18 protein-coding genes are annotated in these 17,669 nt (G+C 64.8%); 7 read left to right on the top strand and 11 right to left on the bottom strand.

Annotated elements, in window-relative coordinates; genetic code table 11:
* The first annotated feature begins 9 nt into the window (after nt 1-9).
* Entirely contained in the window at nt 10-930 is a 921-nt protein-coding gene (locus BSL82_RS16375) for an NAD(P)H-binding protein (RefSeq protein ID WP_072598324.1), read from the top strand.
* A gap of 6 nt (nt 931-936) precedes the next feature.
* On the opposite strand, the gene BSL82_RS16370 is transcribed toward BSL82_RS16375, so the two are convergent.
* Nucleotides 937-1,059: an entericidin A/B family lipoprotein gene (locus tag BSL82_RS16370; protein ID WP_158010981.1), complete on the bottom strand. Its 123-nt coding sequence runs from the start codon at nt 1,057-1,059 to the stop codon at nt 937-939.
* A gap of 153 nt (nt 1,060-1,212) precedes the next feature.
* Here BSL82_RS16370 and BSL82_RS16365 point away from each other — a divergent pair, with 153 nt between their 5' ends.
* From BSL82_RS16365 to mgtE, 4 genes are all read left to right on the top strand, one after another.
* Entirely contained in the window at nt 1,213-1,455 is a 243-nt protein-coding gene (locus BSL82_RS16365) for an acyl carrier protein (protein ID WP_072598323.1), read from the top strand.
* On the top strand, nt 1,452-2,666 hold the full coding sequence (gene spt, locus BSL82_RS16360) for a serine palmitoyltransferase (RefSeq protein WP_072598322.1): 1,215 nt from the start codon (nt 1,452-1,454) through the stop codon (nt 2,664-2,666). The genes BSL82_RS16365 and spt overlap by 4 nt, the downstream gene beginning before the upstream one ends.
* 86 nt (nt 2,667-2,752) lie before the next feature.
* Complete coding sequence (locus tag BSL82_RS16355; protein WP_072598321.1) at nt 2,753-4,744, top strand: ATP-binding protein; 1,992 nt, start codon at nt 2,753-2,755, stop codon at nt 4,742-4,744.
* Nucleotides 4,745-4,839: 95 nt separating this feature from the next.
* On the top strand, nt 4,840-6,261 hold the full coding sequence (mgtE, locus tag BSL82_RS16350) for a magnesium transporter (RefSeq protein WP_083579263.1): 1,422 nt from the start codon (nt 4,840-4,842) through the stop codon (nt 6,259-6,261).
* 6 nt (nt 6,262-6,267) lie between these two features.
* Here mgtE and BSL82_RS16345 read toward each other — a convergent pair whose 3' ends face one another.
* The gene (locus tag BSL82_RS16345; protein ID WP_072598320.1) at nt 6,268-6,969 is read right to left on the bottom strand and encodes a head GIN domain-containing protein; all 702 of its coding nucleotides are present in this window, start codon (nt 6,967-6,969) and stop codon (nt 6,268-6,270) included.
* Between the two features lie 132 nt (nt 6,970-7,101).
* Between BSL82_RS16345 and BSL82_RS16340 the strand changes: the two genes are divergently transcribed.
* Nucleotides 7,102-8,454: a lipopolysaccharide biosynthesis protein gene (locus BSL82_RS16340; RefSeq protein ID WP_418361259.1), complete on the top strand. Its 1,353-nt coding sequence runs from the start codon at nt 7,102-7,104 to the stop codon at nt 8,452-8,454.
* An 18-nt stretch (nt 8,455-8,472) separates the two neighbouring features.
* On the opposite strand, the gene BSL82_RS16335 is transcribed toward BSL82_RS16340, so the two are convergent.
* From BSL82_RS16335 to BSL82_RS16325, 3 genes are read right to left on the bottom strand one after another with little or no spacing between them, the layout of a single operon-like run.
* Complete coding sequence (locus BSL82_RS16335) at nt 8,473-8,904, bottom strand: hypothetical protein (protein ID WP_158010979.1); 432 nt, start codon at nt 8,902-8,904, stop codon at nt 8,473-8,475.
* Nucleotides 8,901-9,527, bottom strand: a complete 627-nt coding sequence (locus BSL82_RS16330) for a hypothetical protein (protein WP_072598318.1) — start codon at nt 9,525-9,527, stop codon at nt 8,901-8,903. Before BSL82_RS16330 ends, BSL82_RS16335 begins: the two co-directional genes overlap by 4 nt.
* Complete coding sequence (locus tag BSL82_RS16325; RefSeq protein WP_158010977.1) at nt 9,524-10,624, bottom strand: glycosyltransferase; 1,101 nt, start codon at nt 10,622-10,624, stop codon at nt 9,524-9,526. Before BSL82_RS16325 ends, BSL82_RS16330 begins: the two co-directional genes overlap by 4 nt.
* Before the next feature lie 230 nt (nt 10,625-10,854).
* On the opposite strand from BSL82_RS16325, the gene BSL82_RS16320 reads away from it, so the two are divergent.
* Nucleotides 10,855-11,607 (top strand): phosphocholine cytidylyltransferase family protein, encoded by a 753-nt coding sequence (locus BSL82_RS16320; RefSeq protein ID WP_072598316.1) that lies wholly within the window; start codon nt 10,855-10,857, stop codon nt 11,605-11,607.
* Between the two features lie 6 nt (nt 11,608-11,613).
* On the opposite strand, the gene BSL82_RS16315 is transcribed toward BSL82_RS16320, so the two are convergent.
* The 6 genes from BSL82_RS16315 to BSL82_RS16290 all read right to left on the bottom strand — a co-directional run bounded on the left by BSL82_RS16315 (nt 11,614) and on the right by BSL82_RS16290 (nt 17,596).
* Nucleotides 11,614-12,045 (bottom strand): HIT family protein, encoded by a 432-nt coding sequence (locus BSL82_RS16315; protein ID WP_072598315.1) that lies wholly within the window; start codon nt 12,043-12,045, stop codon nt 11,614-11,616.
* Entirely contained in the window at nt 12,042-13,163 is a 1,122-nt protein-coding gene (locus BSL82_RS16310) for a CDP-alcohol phosphatidyltransferase family protein (protein ID WP_193408589.1), read from the bottom strand. Before BSL82_RS16310 ends, BSL82_RS16315 begins: the two co-directional genes overlap by 4 nt.
* 195 nt (nt 13,164-13,358) lie before the next feature.
* Nucleotides 13,359-13,574 carry a ribbon-helix-helix domain-containing protein gene (locus tag BSL82_RS16305; protein ID WP_072598313.1) on the bottom strand — a complete coding sequence of 72 codons (216 nt, stop codon included), beginning with the start codon at nt 13,572-13,574 and terminating at the stop codon, nt 13,359-13,361.
* A gap of 10 nt (nt 13,575-13,584) precedes the next feature.
* The gene (gene phbB / locus BSL82_RS16300) at nt 13,585-14,307 is read right to left on the bottom strand and encodes an acetoacetyl-CoA reductase (RefSeq protein ID WP_072598312.1); all 723 of its coding nucleotides are present in this window, start codon (nt 14,305-14,307) and stop codon (nt 13,585-13,587) included.
* A 35-nt stretch (nt 14,308-14,342) separates the two neighbouring features.
* Entirely contained in the window at nt 14,343-15,359 is a 1,017-nt protein-coding gene (gene hemH, locus BSL82_RS16295) for a ferrochelatase (protein WP_072598311.1), read from the bottom strand.
* A complete protein-coding gene (locus tag BSL82_RS16290) occupies nt 15,356-17,596 on the bottom strand; it encodes a xanthine dehydrogenase family protein molybdopterin-binding subunit (protein ID WP_072598310.1) in 2,241 nt (746 codons plus the stop codon). The genes hemH and BSL82_RS16290 overlap by 4 nt, the downstream gene beginning before the upstream one ends.
* Nucleotides 17,597-17,669: the final 73 nt, after the last annotated feature.

The raw sequence follows: 17,669 nt of genomic DNA, 5'->3' as shown, positions 1-17,669 counted from the left end.
CAGTGCCGCGTGACGACCACAATCGCCATCACCGGGGCGACCGGCTTTGTCGGACGCCACCTCGCCGAACGCGCAGTCGCGCAGGGCAATGCCGTCCGCGCGCTGACCCGACAGCCGCAGCCCGCCCAGCCCGGCATCGTCTGGATCGAGGGCGCGCTGGACCTTCCGGGCAGCCTTGGGCGACTGGTCGAGGGCGCTGACGCCGTCATCCATGTCGCAGGCGTCATCAACGCGCGCAACGAGGCGGGGTTCATCGCCGGTAACGTGGCGGGCACCGCATCGATGATCGCCGCCGCAGCAGCGGCCGATGTCAGGCGCTTCGTCCATGTCTCCTCGCTTGCGGCGCGCGAGCCGGAGCTTTCGGCCTATGGCCGGTCAAAGGCGGAAAGCGAAAAGCTGATGGCGGAAAGCGGGCTGGACTGGGCGATCGTGCGGCCTCCCGCCGTCTATGGCCCCGGCGACCGGGAGAGCCTGGAGCTGTTCCGCATGGCGGCGCGGGGACTGGTGCTGCTGCCCCCGGCGGGGCGGCTGTCGCTGATCCATGCGCACGACCTTGCCGACCTGCTCCTCCTCCTCGCAGGGCCGGGAGCGCCCTCGCACCTGACGCTGGAGCCGGACGACAACCGTCCCGGCGGCTGGGGCCATCACGAATTCGCCACAGCCATCGCCGATGCGGTGGGACGCAAGGCACGCAGCCTGCCGATGCCCGCCCCCCTGCTCACGCTTGGCGCTGCGATCGACACCGGCTGGGCGCGGCTCAACCGACGACTGCCCAAGCTCAGTTTCGACCGCGCCCGCTATTTCTGCCATCCCGACTGGGTGGCGACCGCCGAGCGGCGCCCCGATGCGGCGTTCTGGTCGCCCGCGATCGAAACGCCCGCGGGGCTGGCCGCCGTCGCCGCCTGGTATCGGGAAAAAGGCTGGCTCTAGCGAACTTTAGTTCGCCGCGTCTTCCACCGTGCGGCCGACCGACTGCACGTCCTTGCCCACGCCTTCAAAAGTGTTGCACCCGGCAAGCAGCACCGCCGCGCCCAAAATGAAAACCACCGCTCTTTTCATCAACAGAACTCCCATCGCCCGTTACCCCGCCAGCAATTTGCCCAAGCACCGTCGAAGCTCAAGCAAATTGATGCGCGCAACCGCGCCCAAAGCCTGCCCGCATCCTGCCCCAATTGCTTGGCAATGGGTGCACGATACCGCTAAGGACGCCCGATGACCGATCGCAGCCAGATATTCGCCCGCATTGTCGAACTGATCGAACCCTTCAACGAAAAGGGCGTGACGCTTGGCGAGGACACCAGCTTCGCCCGCGACCTGGAGCTGGATTCGCTGAAGGTGATGGATCTGGTCGCCTCGATCGAGGACGAATGGGACATCACCCTGCCGCTCAACATGCTGCCTGAACTTGAAACCATCGGCCAGCTTGCCGATGCAGTGGCGAAGCTCGCGAAATGACCGATCTCTTTTCAAAGTTCGACGCGCTCATCGCAGAGCGTCAGGCGCTGCTCGATTCGGGCGTCCGCGACCCGTTTTCGCTGGTGATGGAACAGGTCGTGTCGCCGACCGAGGCGATCATCTCCGGCAAGCGGACGATATTGCTGGGCACCTACAACTATATGGGCATGACCTTCGACCCCGATGTGATCGCGGCGGGCAAGAAGGCGCTGGACGAATATGGATCGGGCACCACCGGCAGCCGCGTGCTGAACGGCACCTATCAGGGCCACCGCGAGGTGGAAGACGCGCTGAAGGACTTCTACGGCACCGATCACGCCATCGTCTTTTCGACCGGATACCAGGCCAACCTGGGCGTCGTCTCCACGCTGGCGGCGAAGGGCGACTACATCATCCTCGACGCCGACAGCCACGCCTCCATCTATGACGGCTGCTATCTTGGGAACGCCGACATCGTCCGCTTTCGCCACAACAGCGTCGAGGATCTGGACAAGCGCCTCGGCCGCCTTCCCGCCGAAGCGGGCAAGCTCGTCATCCTTGAAGGCGTCTATTCGATGCTGGGCGATATCGCGCCGCTGAAGGAGATGGTCGCCGTCGCCAAGAAGCACGGCGCGATGGTGCTGGTGGACGAAGCGCACGGCATGGGCTTTTTCGGCGAGCATGGGCGCGGCGTCTTCGAGGAAGCGGGCGTCGCCGACCAGGTGGATTTCGTCGTCGGCACCTTTTCCAAATCGGTGGGGACCGTCGGCGGCTTCTGCGTATCGAACCATCCGAAGTTCGAGGTGCTGCGGCTGGTCTGCCGTCCCTATGTGTTCACCGCATCGCTACCGCCGTCGGTGGTCGCGACCGCCGCGACATCTATCCGCAAGCTGATGCACGCGGGCGAGAAGCGCGCGCACCTCTGGAAGAACTCGCGGCGGCTGCACCATGGCCTGCGCGACCTGGGATTCGCCCTTGGCACCGAGACCGCGCAATCGGCAATCATCGCGATCATCCTGCCCGATCAGGAAACCACCGTCCGCCTGTGGCAGGCGCTGCTGGAGCTGGGCCTTTACGTCAACATGGCGCGTCCGCCCGCGACCCCGGCGGGCATGTACCTGCTGCGCTGCTCGCTGTGCGCCGAGCATAGCGACGAACAGGTGGACGAGATCCTCGAAATCTTCGCCAAGGCGGGTGCGGCAACGGGTTATCTCTCCTCAAGGGCAGCCTAACGACTGCCCGCGCCGAAGGCAGGATGGGAAGGATTTATTAACCATCGGGCGTTATCTCCGGCGCCAAGGGGCAAGGAGAAGACGCGATGTCGGACACGTCGGAACGCCTGCCGAACGGAAAGCCTGGGCGCTGGGCGTCATATGCCGCAGCGCTGTTCGCGTTTCTGCTTATCTCCATCGTGCTTTTGCTGTTCCGCGCGAACGACGCCCGCGAACAGGCAGGCCAGGCCGAACGCCACACCTATGACGTCCTGGTCGCCACCGGATCGTTTGAAACGGCGGTGGCGCGCGCCGAGGCGTCGCTGGGCATGTTCGTCGTCTCCAGCGATCCGCGCGACGGCACCCGCTATTATGACGAGTGGCTGAAGGCCGGGCGTCTGCTCATCCGGGTGACGCAGCTCACCGCCGACAATCCACGCCAGCGCCAGCCGATCACCGAACTGAAGGCGCTGTACCGCAAAAGGGGCGAGGAACTGGCGCGCCCGGCCAATCTTGCGACCTACAAGCGGCAATGGGCGGCCTTTCACGCTTTTGACGAGGAAAGCTCCACCAGCACCGGAACGCAGATGCGCCGCGTGTTGCAGCGGATCGGCGAGGAGGAGCGCGACCGCCTGTCAGCGCGCCGGGATCACGCCAATTCGATGACGGACTGGTCCAACCTGCTGGACAGCGCGCTGGCTGCGCTTGGCGTCATGATGATCGCGGCGGCGGGCCTGCTGGGCTGGACAGCCGTCCGCGCCGTCGCCGCGCGGCGGGACACCGAACGGCGCGTGCAGGCGCATCGCCGCCGCACCGCCGAGCTGGAGCGAGCGGTCGCCGCGCGCACGGCCGAGCTGAGCGACGCCAATGCGCGGTTGAGGGCGGAGGCCGAAGAGCGCGCCGCCGCCGAGGCGCAGCTTCGCCAGATGCAGAAGATGGACGCGATCGGCCAGCTTTCGGGCGGGATCGCGCACGACTTCAACAACATGCTTGCGGTGGTGATCGGCGGGCTCGACATGGCGCGGCGCAGGCTGACCCGCGAAACCGCCGAGATGGAGCGCCATATCGTGAACGCGATGGAAGGCGCGAACCGCGCCGCGTCGCTCACCCAACGCCTGCTCGCCTTTGCCCGCCAACAGCCGCTTCAGCCGGAAGGGGTCGCCGTCGGCCCGATGATATTGGGCATGTCGGAAATGCTGTCGCGCACGCTCGGCGAACAGATCGAGATGGAGATGACGGTCGCGGACGACGCCTGGCCGGTGTGGACCGACCCCACCCAGCTAGAAAGCGCGATCCTGAACCTGGCGGTCAACGCGCGCGACGCAATGCCTCTGGGCGGACGGCTGACGATCAGCGCCGAAAACCGGACGATCGCCCAGAGCACCACTGCGGGGCGGGGCACATTGTCGCCCGGCGACTATATCGTCATCACAGTGAGCGACACGGGCGCGGGTATTCCCGAGCATGTGATCGACCGCGTGCTGGAGCCTTTCTTCACCACCAAGGACGTGGGCAAGGGAACCGGCCTTGGCCTGAGCCAGATCTACGGCTTCGTCCGCCAGTCGCGCGGCGAACTGTCGATCGATTCGGTGGAGGGTGAGGGCACCACCGTCACCCTTTTCCTGCCGCGCCATGCGGGCAACACATCCGCGCAGCCGCGCGTGGTGTCGCTGCCGGCCCCGCCGCCGCGCGTGCAACAGCCCCAGTCGCAGCACGCGCAGACCGTGCTGGTGGTGGAGGACGAGCCGCGCGTCCGGGCATCGACCATGGCTGCCCTTCAGGAGCTGGGATATAATGTCGTCGAGGCCGACAGCGGCGCCGTGGCGCTGGACCGGCTCGCCGAAGACCCGTCGATCCACCTGCTGCTGACCGATGTCGTGATGCCGGAGATGACCGGCCCCGAGCTTGCGCTTGCCGCGCGCGACGTGCGGCCGGGACTGAGCGTGATGTTCACGACCGGCTATGCGGGAAGTGTCGAGGATGCCGGCGGCCGGGGGGCGGAACTGCTGGGCACCACGCCTATTCTCCACAAGCCCTTCACCATCAGCGCGCTTGAGGCGAAGGTGCGCGAGGCGATGGGCCACCGCGCCGCCGCCTAGGGCCCCGATCCTAAAGCCCGAAACAGCCCGCCAAATCATTTCCTTGCCGTCCCGAATGGACTGGCAACCGCAAATCGCCGGGCTATAACCGCGACATGGCCGAACAGCGCGACGACGAAGACCTGACCGAAACCGTCGACGCGGCCCCCGCGTCGTCGCCGCTTGCCGATGACGACATGTTCGACCCGGCGTTCGTCGACGCGATCATCGAAGGGCTGGACGAGGAAGACGCCGCCCACGTCCAGGAACTGGTCGAGCCGCTCCACCCCGCGAACATAGCCGATCTGTTCGAACTGCTGGACAGCGACCGCAGGCGCAGGCTGGCGGCGGCGCTTGGCCCGCGTCTGGACGGCGACGTGCTGGCCGAAATGAACGACTGGGTCCGCGACGACCTGATCGATGCGCTGGCCCCGCATGAAGTGGCCGACCTCGCCACCCAGCTCGACACCGACGACGCCGTCGCGATCATCGAGGATCTGGAGGCCGAAGAGCAGCGCGCAGTGCTGCGCGCCATGCCCGCCGACGATCGCGCGGCCATCGAAGCAGCGCTGTCCTATCCGGAGGAATCCGCCGGGCGACTGATGCAGCGCGAGCTGATCGCCGTGCCCGAGCATTGGACGGTCGGCCAGATCATCGATTATCTGCGCGAAAACCCCGAACTCACGACCGATTTCTGGGAGGTGTTCGTGGTCGACCCCGGCCACCGCCCGGTCGGCGCGCTGAAGCTGTCATGGATATTGCGGACGCCGCGCTGGGTTCCGGTCGCCGACGCCATGCAGCGCGAACAGACGCTGATCCCGGTCGACATGGACCAGGAGGAAGTGGCGCTGCGCTTCCAGAAATACGCTCTGATCTCGGCCGCCGTGGTCGACAGTTCGGGCAGGCTGGTGGGCATGATCACCGTCGACGACGTCGTCCACATCATTCAGGAGGAAGCGGGCGAGGACATCACCCGGCTTTCGGGTGCGGGCGACGGCGACATCAACCGGCCGTTCCTTGAAACCGTGAAGACCCGCCAGACCTGGCTGATCGTGAACCTTGGGACGGCGCTGCTCGCCTCGGGGGTGGTGTCGCTGTTTCAGGACACGATTTCGCGGCTGGTGGCGCTTGCCGTGCTGATGCCGATCGTCGCCTCCATGGGCGGCAATGCGGGCACGCAGACCATGGCGGTCGCGGTGCGCGCGCTCGCCACCAACCAGCTTACCCAGTCCAACACCATCCGCACCATCACGCGCGAACTGCGGATCGCGATCGCCAACGGCTTCACGCTGGGCGTGCTGATCGGGCTAGGCGTCTACATCATCTATCGGGAGCCGGAGCTGAGCGGCGTGATCGCGGCGGCGATGGTCATCAACAATCTGATCGCCGGGCTTTCAGGCATATTGGTGCCGCTGACGCTGGACCGGCTGAAGGTGGACCCGGCGGTGTCGTCCGCCGTGTTCGTCACCATGATGACCGACATCATGGGCTTTTTCTCGTTCCTGGGCCTTGCGACACTGGTCGGCTTGCCGGGCTAGATCGCTTCACTTTCCGCAACGGACCACCCCCTGCCCCCTGCCCGCGACCGCGCAGGCGGGACTGCCGCCGATCGTCACATTGCCCGCGCCTTCGGCCTTCACCGTCGCCCGGCGGGTGGCGGAAAGCGTGACATCGCCCGCGCCCGCCATGGTGACATCGGCGTCGGCCACGGTGAGGCCGTGCGCATCGACATTGCCCGCCCCGAGCACGGTCACCCGCGCCTGCGCGGCCTTGCCCGCGAGCACGACCTTGCCCGAACCGGAAAGGCTGAGGTCCAGCCTGTCGGCCTCGATTTCAGCGACCGACGCATTGCCCGATCCCGACACCCACAGATCGATCCGCGAACCCGCCATGCGGTCTATCGACACGCTGCCCGAGCCGTTGAGCGCCGCTGAAGACAGGGACGGTGTGGAGATGCTGAGCGTCACCTCGCCGCCGGGCCGCTCGCCCGGCCAGCCGGTCCAGCCCGAACGGTCGGGCCGGACGATCAGGGTGCGCCCCTGCACGGTGACACTCAACCGGTCCAGCGCACGCAGATCGCCGCTGGCGCGCGCCGACGAGCCGGCCCCGGTCCGCACATCGACCGTATAAGGCCCTTCCACCCTCAGCTTGTCGAAGCCGGTGACGCTGAAGGAGCGTCCGGCGGCGTGGGCCTGACCGGCAAGAACAAGGGCAGCGGCAAACGGAAGCAGGAATTTGCGTGACATCGGTTCTTCTCATCATTCAATCATCGACGATGATTCAGCGACACGATACGGATCATAGCGCGTCGTGACGCGGGAAGGCGAAAAGATCGACAATCGGGTGTGGCTCGACTATTGCGAGCCCGAATTTCTCCAGTGCAACGAAGGCGTTTGGCTATTCACCGGGTAAGATTTGCAAGTTTTGTCAGAGGACTGCGAGACAACAGCTCGCTTCGCAGCATCTTGCAGAACACAGGCTGGCTCCTCACCGGAAAAGGTGTGGGTGCCGTTCTGAGCCTGTTCTACCTGGCGATTGTGACCCGAACGCTGGGGCCGGTAGGCTTTGGGCTTTTTTCGCTGATTTTAAGCGCCGCCCAGACCATCGGCATCATCATCAGCTTCGAAACCTGGCAGATCATCGTCAGATATGGGCAGGAATATGTTCCGTCGGGCGACCATGAAAAGTTCGGCCGATTGTTTTTCTTTTGCATAGCACTTGATCTGTGCGGCGCCATTGTCGGCAGCCTGATCGCAATGGCCGTGGCGTTCCTGCTCGGCCCCGAACTGGGCTTGACCAACGACATGGCCGTTCAGGCAACGCTCTTCAGCATGGTGATGCTGCTTACCATCCGGTCCACGCCGACCGGCATTCTGCGCCTGTTCGACCGGTTCGACGCCGGTGCATTTGCCGAAACGATGGTGCCGGTCGGCCGGATGATCGGCGCATTGGCGGTCTGGCTGACAGGACCGAGCATCAGCGGCTTCCTGATTGCATGGGCGGGCGCCGAACTGCTGTGCGCTGTCGCCTATTGGTATCTCGCGCTCAAGACCATTCGGGAAAGAACGGGAAGGCTGAGCGGCCGCCGCTTCCTGACGGCGCGCCACGATCAGCCGGAAATACTCCGCTATCTGGTCGCGACGAACATCAGCACGAGCGTGAGCGGCGCAACCCGCCACCTCGCCGTTTTGCTGGTGGGGGGCTTCGTCGGCCCTGCAAGTGCGGGCCTCTATCGCCTCGCCAACCAGTTGAGCGCTTCGTTGACCAAGATCGCGGGCCTGCTTTCCAAGTCGATCTTCGCCGAACTGGTCAAGGTGCGCGCCAATGCCGATGCCGAAAGCCTGCGCGCGCTGTTCAGCCGCGCCAGCCTGCTCGCGATCATAACCGGCATATTGATAGCGATAATCGTCGTCTTCATCGGCAAGCCGCTGCTTCTGCTGCTTGCCGGGCCGGAATATGAGGCCGCTTATCCGCTGCTGGTGCTGCTCGGTATCGCCGCCGCCATCGACCTCATCGGGGTTACCTATGAACCGCTGTTGATGGCGACCGGGCGGATGAACTGGTCGGTCAAAATACGCCTGTTCAACGCGGTGCTGCTGGTCGTCATATTGACGATCCTGCTCCCCCGGTTCGGCACCATCGGGGCGGCGATAGCCACTTTGGCCGTTGCGGTCGTTGGGCTTCTGCTGATGGGCAGGGCCGCCAAGCGGGCGGCTTTGCAGGCCGGCTGACGTCGTTATGCCCTCCGGTCAGGCGGTCTGGGCAAGCGCCTGCTGGAGCAATTCATGCCATTGCCTGCCGACAGCGTCGGCGCTGTAGCGCAGATTGAGGTGAGACCTTGCCGCGTCAAGAAGCAGGTCGCCCGCGGGCGGGCACGCGGAGTAGCGCCTTAGCCCTCCCTGCCAATCGTCCAATGCTATGAACGGCCGCAGCTCTTCATAAGCGTCGATCGAATCCGCTATGACACCCAGTCCGGCCAAGATCGCAGTGGCGGGCCGATTGATGGTCTTCCCGATTGTATAGCCGTTCCGTTCTACGGGTATGACTGCGGCATCGTGGACGGAGAGCGCCTCGTAAAAGCTGTTCATCGCCCAGGGCATGTAATGGGTTGGAACCCCTCGCCACCCCAGCCTGGCCTTCAGATATTTGAGACGCGAGTTGCTGATAAAGGTCAATGTCACCGGCCTGTGCCGTGCGAAATGTCTGAGATGGACGACCGCGGCATCAAGATGTGAAAAGCCTGCCATATTGCCCTGGCTCTTGCCGAACCAGACGCAATGCAGTGCTTCGGGATGGGCGGCGACGAAAGCGCGCAGCGGGACAACTCGTATCGCTCGCCGGGGTTGAGGCAGGCAGCCGTCCCGGTCTGCGGCATGTCGATCTGGTCGGGTATCACCCATTTGCTGATCGGGAGGCCCGATGTGTGACATTCAAGTTGCGCAGCAAGAACAGGCGTTGAATAGACGATGTGCGTAGACAGCGACAGCACTTCGCGCAGGCGTGCAAGCCGCGCCTGTTTGTCGATGCGCTTCTTTCCCTCGAATATGTTGTCGCAAATATCGAATATGACCGGCTGCCCCCGGATTCGCATTTCACGGGCAACCGCAATCGCTTCCTCTGAAAAATGCTTGGAGAGGATGATCGCATCAAGATGCCGACAGCAATCACCTGACGAAAAGGTGACGACGTCCAGTCCCGATTGCCGGAGATAGGCCATCGGCCCCAGCAGACGCAGGCGAATGCTGGCCATGACGGGATCATAGCGTTTCGCAAACCAGGCGATCCGCTTGGCAGGCGCGGTCATTTTGGCTGGTCGTCCGCCAGCCGTACTTCACGCGCAAGCAGATCGACCCAGGACGACAGGCTGAATGAAATATCGAGCCTGTTCACGGCCGAGGCGAGCGCGAGTCCGCGATCCATTTCAAGCTCGGCGATGATGCCTCGCGCAAGGGCGCGAGGATCGTCCACCGGCACAAGGGTTCCCAATTTTCCACCTTCAAGCGCTTCACGAACACCGGCCGGACAATCCGTGGCGACGATGGGCAGGCCACAGATCAGGGCTTCGTTCAAGGCATTGCTGGCCCCTTCCCACCTTGACGCACTGACGAACATGTCCGCCTTGCTCATGATCGCGAATGGGTTTGCCTGATAATCGAGGAAATCGATACTGTCGGACAGATTCAGCTTTGAAGCGAGAGCCCGAAGCCGATCGACATTCTTTGCGCTTCCATGACCGATGACCAGCAGTTTCGCCTTGTACTTCACTTTCAACCAGGCCAGCGACCGGATGAGAACATCGAAACCTTTCTGATGCGCGATCCGGCCCATAGCCACTAGCACCGGCTGCGACCTGTTCTTTTCCGTCAGAAAGGGGTGAACGAACGGTTCCGCTGCCATGCGGCGGACGCGCGCGACGTCCACCCCGTTAGGAATACACTGCACATCCCCCAAACCGATCTGACCGATTTCGGTCGCCAGCTCCTTTGAAACGGCGACGACGAAATCGGCATTGTCATACTTCAACTTCGTCAATGTCGGGCGGGACAGCCCGGCAAGCCTGCCACCCCCCGTCCTCACCGAGGAATTGCTTGCGCGAAGGCCAAGCCGCATCCGCTGCCTGTGCCCGCTGAGCAGGGAGGCAAATTTCGCAGGCAAGTGCATGTGGTTGCCACCGCTCAGGAATACGGCGGGTTTCCTTTTACCTATTTCCGATCCGAGGAATCTTATATTCTGGACCAGGTCGATCGCCCGGTTGGGCATGGCTGCCGACGAGCCGACCTGAACGACCGGGACATTGCCGGGCACCCGTTCCCTGAACGGGCCATCCTCTCGAACCGCCCACAATTGGGCAGGCAACCCGGCCTCCACGGCGGCTGTTGCAATTTCTATGGATTTGGCCACGGTCCCGCTTGAGCGGAAATCATAGTTCGCAATGGCGATAGCACCCGGACGCAACACTGATTACGCACCTGAAACAAACGACTGGAGCGGCCATTATGTTCAAAATGGACTGCTGCCAGTCCTTAAATCAGCGGCCTTATACTGATCCCAAGACTGCCTTTGTTATGCCATCGACAGTAGCTAGAGGCTCAGCTTTCCATTACGGCTAACATATTCAGGGTTTCACTTTCATGACGATCAGCAAGGCCATCATCCTGAGCGCAGGGCAGGGCTCGCGCCTGCTTCCGCTGACCGCGGACATGCCCAAGTGCATGATCGACTTTAACGGCCGCACGCTGATCGAATGGCAGATCGAAGCCTTGAAGGCGAACGGCATCCGCGACATCGCCGTCGTCACCGGATTTCGCACGGAGGTGGTGGAAGCGCATCTGGCGACGATCGGCGGGGCGTCGTTCGAGGTGATCTTCAATCCCTTCTTCAAGGTCGCCGACAATCTGGGCACATGCTGGATCGCGCGGCACGCCATGGACCGCGACTTCATCATCCTGAACGGCGATACGATCGTCTCCGACGAAATCGTCGGACGGCTGATCGCCGGGGCGAGCGGCTCGATCAATGTCACGGTCGACGTGAAGCCCGACTATGACAGCGACGACATGAAGGTCCACCGCGAGGGCGACCGGCTGATCTCCATAGGCAAGCGCCTGCCGCCCGGCGAGGCCAATGCCGAATCGATCGGCATGCTGGCCTTCGTCGGCGAAGGGCCGCGGATTTTCCGCGAGCAGGTGGAAAGGATGATGCGCACCCCCGACGGCGTGCAGCGATGGTATCTGCGCGCGATCGACATGATCGCCAAGGAGCGCACGGTGAACACCGTGTCGATCGAGGGGCTGGAATGGGCCGAGGTCGATTTCCCCGAAGACCTGGAGATCGCCGGCGCGCTGACGGCCGACTGGGTGGCGGAAGGGCGCTATTCGCGCTGACGCCCGTCAGGCGGGCCAATGGCCTTTCAGCCAGCTGGCCAGCGCCTCCAGTTCGCCCTGCTCCAGCTTGCGCCCTTTCGAGAGATCGGGCGGGCCGGGCCAGCTCTGGTCGGCCAGCGTCACGCCGGCCGCGTCGCGGCTCCCCTCATAGCGGGGGAAGACGTGGAAATGGACGTGGGGATCGACCATCATCAGCATCAGATAGTTGAGTTTCTCATGCGCCACGGCGCTGCCCAGCGCGGCCGCTATGTCAGCCGTCGCCTGCTTCAACTCCGCAAAGGCGGCGGGTGAAAGGCTGCCGAAATCGGTGGCGTCGGACCGGGCGGCAAGCACCAGCGAGCCGAGCGTCAGCTGGGCGGGACGCAGCAGAACCACCCAATGTTCATATTCGCGGATGAGGGTGGCGGGATAGCCGAACTTCAGGATGGTGTCGTTCATGCCGCCTGCTCCAGCCATGAGCGGATCGGGTTGCCGCGCCGGTGCCGCCAGGCGGCCTGCGCCAGCCGCACCGCGTGGAAGACGAGCGAAAGCGCCGTCCATGCCGCCACCGCGACCAGCCCCAGGTCCGGCCGCGCGACCAGCATCGATGCGAACAGGATCACCATGTTCGGATTGCGCCGTGCGGTGATGAGGCGGAAATCGGAGTCTAGCTTTTCCCACACATGGATGTGCATTCCATACCATTGCAGGAACGCGCCCTCGATCAGGCGCTGGAGCACATATCCGCCGATGATGACCCACAGCGCCAGGGCGAAGGTTTCGGGCGCGAGCGGACGGCCATAGGCCCACAGGCCCACGCCCCATGCATACCACCAGAAGGGCGGGTGCACGAGATCGATGCCGTGATCGAAGACATCGCCCCATTTGGAACTGGTGATCGTGCATCGGGCGAGCTTGCCGTCCACCGTATCCAGAACCATGAAGACAAGGCCCGCAGCCATGCCCCACCAGTAATGGCCGTACCAGAAGGCGACGGTTGCGACCACGCAGAGCAGGGCCCCGATGGCAGTCACCATATTGGGCGACATGCCGATGCGCGCCGCCAGCCGCGTGAGGACCAGCGCCCATTCGGGCCAGAGATATTTGGTGAGGACGTCGGTCACGCCCTTGTATGCGCCGAAATAGCTCGCCCGTTCGGCGGCGCGCACGGTCGACGGTTCCAGCTTCAGCGCGAAGGGCTGCTCACGCTTTCTCAGTTCGGAATTGATCGCCTGAACACCGCTTTCATGCGCGATGGCCTTCATCGACGTGCCCGCAGGCAGCGGGCGGCCTTCACGCATCGCGGCATCCACCAGCGCGCGCTCCTCGGCCGTGCGGCAATGGGCGACGACGGGGACACCGCCCAGCGTCAGCACCTCTCCAGGATGACCGGCGACATGTTTCAGCCAGCCGGGATCGAAGACATGGGCGTTGTTGGCAAGGACGACGGCCCCGTCCACCGGAAGCTGGTCTTCCACGCCAAGGCTCGCGGCGCGGGCGATCCTGCGGACCCTCTCGGCTGTTGTAAGGCCCCACAGCTTCGTGGGATTTTCGTCGGTGGGAACGACCGTGATCATGTTCTGGCTAGTGATCCTCATAGGGGGTCAGACGAAGCGGCGGATAGCCCGCCCCTATTACCGCAAAATCGCCTCTCTGCAATTCTTACGCCTTCGGCCGTCTCGTCCAGCGCGAGGCATTGCCGGGATCGGCAGGCGGCGTTCTCAAGGTTCTGGCACAAGGTTCTGGATTATCTTTCGCGCCGCGCTTGAGTCCTAATGGCCAAGCGCCCGCTCGAACAGCCAGACGCGGATCGCGCTCGACAAGTTGGTGGTGCGCGCCTCGTCGATCCGCGCGACCAGCGTGTTGAGCGGCAGGCCCTCTTCATCCGCGGCGCGCTTCAGCGCCCGCCAGAAGACCGGCTCCAGGCTGATGCTGGTGGCGTGACCGAAAAGATTCACCGATCTCTTGATCAGTCCGTTGCCGGCCACGCGCGCCCCGTCAATACATGTGCTGGCCGCCGTTGATCGACAGCGTGGAGCCGGTGATGAACGCCCCTTCATCGGCGCAGAGGAAGGCGACGCCACGGGCGATCTCATCGGCATGGCCCAGCCTGCCGACCGGCACCCGGGCGACGATCTTCGCAAGCACGTCCTGCGGGACGGCGGCGACCATTTCCGTATCGATATAGCCGGGAGCCAGCGCATTGACGGTGACGCCGAACTTCGCGCCTTCCTGCGCCAGAGCCTTGGTGAAGCCGTGAATGCCGGACTTGGCGGCGGCGTAATTCACCTGGCCATATTGCCCCGCCTGGCCGTTGACCGACCCGATATTGACGATCCGGCCCCAGCCGCGTTCGCGCATGCCGGGAAACACCGCCTTCGCCATGTTAAAGCAGCCGCCGAGATTGACGTCGATGACTTCCTTCCACATCTCGTAGGTCATCTTCAACATGATGCCGTCGCGGGTGATGCCGGCGTTGTTGACCAGCACATCGACCGGGCCGAGATCGTCGACGACCCGGGCGACGCCGCGCTGACAGGCCTCATGGTCGGACACGTCCCATTTATAGGCGGGAATGCCGTGTTCCTCGGTGAATGCGCGCGCCTTTTCGTCATTGCCGCCATAGTTGGCGGCAACCGTCATGCCGGCATCCTTCAAGGCCAGGCAGATGGCCTCGCCGATCCCGCGTGTGCCACCGGTAACAATCGCGATACGTCCCACCTGCTGCTCCCTTCAACTAGCCGACCGATGTCAGCCTATGTCTGTGCAACCCAGCCCGCAAGCTCCCCAGAAAGGAGTATTTTCAGCATGCGCACTCCGGCCTCGCCGGCATTTAGGCACGGCAGATAGGCGAAGCGTTCCCCGCCTGCGGCAAGAAAGCCGTCGCGGCCGCGAATCGCCAACTCTTCCAGCGTTTCGAGACAGTCGGCTGCAAAGCCGGGTGCGATGACCGCGACGGAACGGACCCCGCCCGAGGGCAGTTCCCGAAGCACCGTATCGGTGGCGGGCTCCAGCCACTTCGCCCGGCCGAAACGCGACTGGAAGCTGATCCGCACGTCCCGCTCCAGCCGTTCGGCCAGAAGCCGCGCCGTCTTCCGGCACAGGCAGTAATAGGGATCGCCGAGGGCAAGGGTGCGCGCTGGCATGCCGTGAAAGCTGGCGATGATCAGCTCGGGCTCGAAATCGAGCGCGGCGATCCCCGAGTCCACCGATTGCGCGAGCGCCGCGATATAGGCCGGATCGTCATGATAAGGCGGCAGGAAGCGAAGCGACGGTTGCCAGCGCATCCCGGCCAGCACGCGCGCGACCTCGTCGAACACGGTGGCGGTCGTCGCCGCGCAATATTGCGGATAGAGCGGCGCGACGAGGATCCGGTCGCACCCGGCGTCCTTCAACGCGGCGAGCCGTTCAGCGATGGACGGCGTGCCATAGCGCATCGCGTAATCGACGATGACGCCGCCGCCGAACGCGCCTGCCAGCGCCGCCGCCTGATCCTGCGTGATCGCCTTCAGGGGCGACAGGTCGCGCGCGCGGTCCCACACCAGCGAATAGGCTTGAGCGGATTTTCTTGGGCGGGTGTTGAGGATGACGCCGCGCAAAATGGGCTGCCAAATGAGCGGAGGGATTTCGACCACGCGCGGGTCGGACAGGAACTCGCGCAGATAGGCCTTCACCGCACGAGGCGTGGGCGCATCGGGCGTGCCCAGATTGACGAGCAGCACGCCCACGCCGGGCCGGGCGACCGGCGGGTGGGCATCCGGCAGGCTGTTCATGCCCCGCCCGATACGGCGAGCGGCAGGCGACGGACGCGCCGCCCGGTGGCCGCGTGGACCGCATTGGCGATCGCAGGCGCGACGGGGGGCACGGCGGCCCCGCTGACCCCGGCGGGAGGCGCATCGCTCTCCATGATCTGCACGGTGATTTCAGGCGCGTCGGCCATGCGCGGCGGACCCATGTCGCCAAGCGCCGTCTGCTGCGCCAGGCCTTTGGACCAGGTGATGCCGCCCGCGACCGCGCCGTTGAGCGCGAATATGATCCCGCCTTCGATCTGCTGACGGACCAGATCGGGGTTGACGACCCGCCCGCAATCGACCGCGCAGAAAATCCGGTCGACATCGATGCCCTGATCCTTGTTGATCGAGACTTCGGCAAGCACCGCCACCACCGCGCCTGCCGTCTCGTGGACGGCGAGGCCTTGCGCCACCTCGCCCGCAAAAGGCGCGAAGCCGCCGATGCCCGCCGCCGTCTTCAACGCTTCGGCATGGCGCGGTTTGCTGCGCAGCATGCGGATGCGGAAAGAAAGCGGATCAAGCCCCGAAGCGGCGGCAAGCTCGTCGATGAAGCATTCGGTGAAAAAGGCGGTGGCGCTGTGCATGCCCGACCGCCAGACCCCCGGCTCAGCTCCGGTGTCCGCGTAGCGATGCGCCACCTTCAGCGCCGGAATGTCATAGGGCGGGACCGCGCCCTCGATCGAATCCGCGTTCGCGCCCTTGTCGATCGATACTCCCGGCAGCAGCGCGCGGACGAAGGCCGTTCGGTAATCGGGCGCGGCGATCAGCGCCTCCCACGCGGCGATGGTCTTGTCGGGCGTCAGCGCGGCACGCATCCGCGCCATTGCCGGGGGGCGCATCGCGTCGTGGACGCTGTCCTCGAACCTGGACCAGACAAGCTGGACCGGCCGCTTCATCTGGCGCGCGATCAGCGCCGCCTGCACCGCCGGGCGGGGATCGAGCAGGCGACCGAAACCGCCGCCCACCAGCGTCGGATAGACGACCACCGCCTCCGTCGGAAAACCGATGGCCGACGCAACTGCATTTCGCACCAGCGTGGCAGACTGGGTGGCGGCCCAGATCTCGCACCGATCGCCCGAGATGCGCACCGTCGCGCCCGGCGTCTCCGGTGAGCCATGGGCCAGCATCGGCACGTCATAGCTGGCGGATATGACATTCTTGCCGCCGAGCAATTTTTCCGCATCGCCGGTGTTCGCCGCGTCTGCCGAGGGGCCATCGTCGAGCGCATTTTGCAGCGTCTTGCCGATCACGGCGCTATCGGCCAGCCGTCCGCGCGTTTCAAAGCGCGGCTTGAGCACGTTCAGCGCGCGATTGGCCGCCCACCAGCTTTCGCCGACCACGGCAATCCAGCGATCGTCCCGGATCACCTTCACCACGCCGCGCAACGCTTTCGCTGCCTTTTCATCGGCCGACACCAGCCTGCTGTCGCCCGGAGGGCCTGAGCGGACCGAGGCATAGACCATGTTCGGCAGCCGCACATCGGCCCCGAAGCGTGCGCTGCCGTCAAGCTTTGCCGGCGTATCCAGACGGGGCACCGAACGCCCGACGAGGCGCGGCGTGGACGGATGGGGCGCTGGAATCTCCGGCGGGAGGTCGAAGCCCGCAGCGTCTTCCGCCAGCGCGCCGAAGGCGATCCGCTCCGCCCCGTTCACGACGAAGCCGCTGCGGGCCTGAAGCTCTCTCCAGTCGGTGTTCCACCGCTCCGCCGCCGCGCGGCACAGGAGGGCGCGCGCGACCTGCCCGGCACGGGCAAAGCTGTCATGAAAGGCGGGAATGGAACTGGAGCCGACCGTCGCCTGGAGAAGACGCGCGTCCTCAGGCCAGGAGCGGAGCAGCCGTCCGGCCGGTCCCGCCCAGCCCGGCAGCGCCATTTCCTCCAGCCGCCGGAGCAGCAGTTCATTGGCATAGGCGGGACCGATCGGCGCGGGCTCCACCCCCACCATCGACCAATTTGCGCCAAGAGCGTCGGCCAATATCTGGGGCAGCACAGTCCAGACGCCCTGACCCATCTCCGCCTGTGGCACCGCGACCGTGATGCGGTTATCCGTCCCGATCTTGAGGAACGCGCCAAGCGCGGTCTCCCCTTCCCCCACCGCGAGATTCATCGACTGTTCGCGCGGCCAGACGCTCCATGCCAGGAGCAATCCTGCGCCCACGCCGCCGCCGATCAGGAGGGCGCGACGGTCGACTGCGATCTTCGGCTTGGACAACAGGCTCATCGCGCCAACTGATAGGATGGGTCATCGAAACTGGCTAGAGGGCACGGAAGCCTTGCCGCTTTGCCTTTGCCCT

It is taken from the genome of Tardibacter chloracetimidivorans, assembly GCF_001890385.1.
GTDB lineage: Bacteria > Pseudomonadota > Alphaproteobacteria > Sphingomonadales > Sphingomonadaceae > Tardibacter > Tardibacter chloracetimidivorans.
This window is presented reverse-complemented; position numbering and strand designations above follow the sequence as displayed.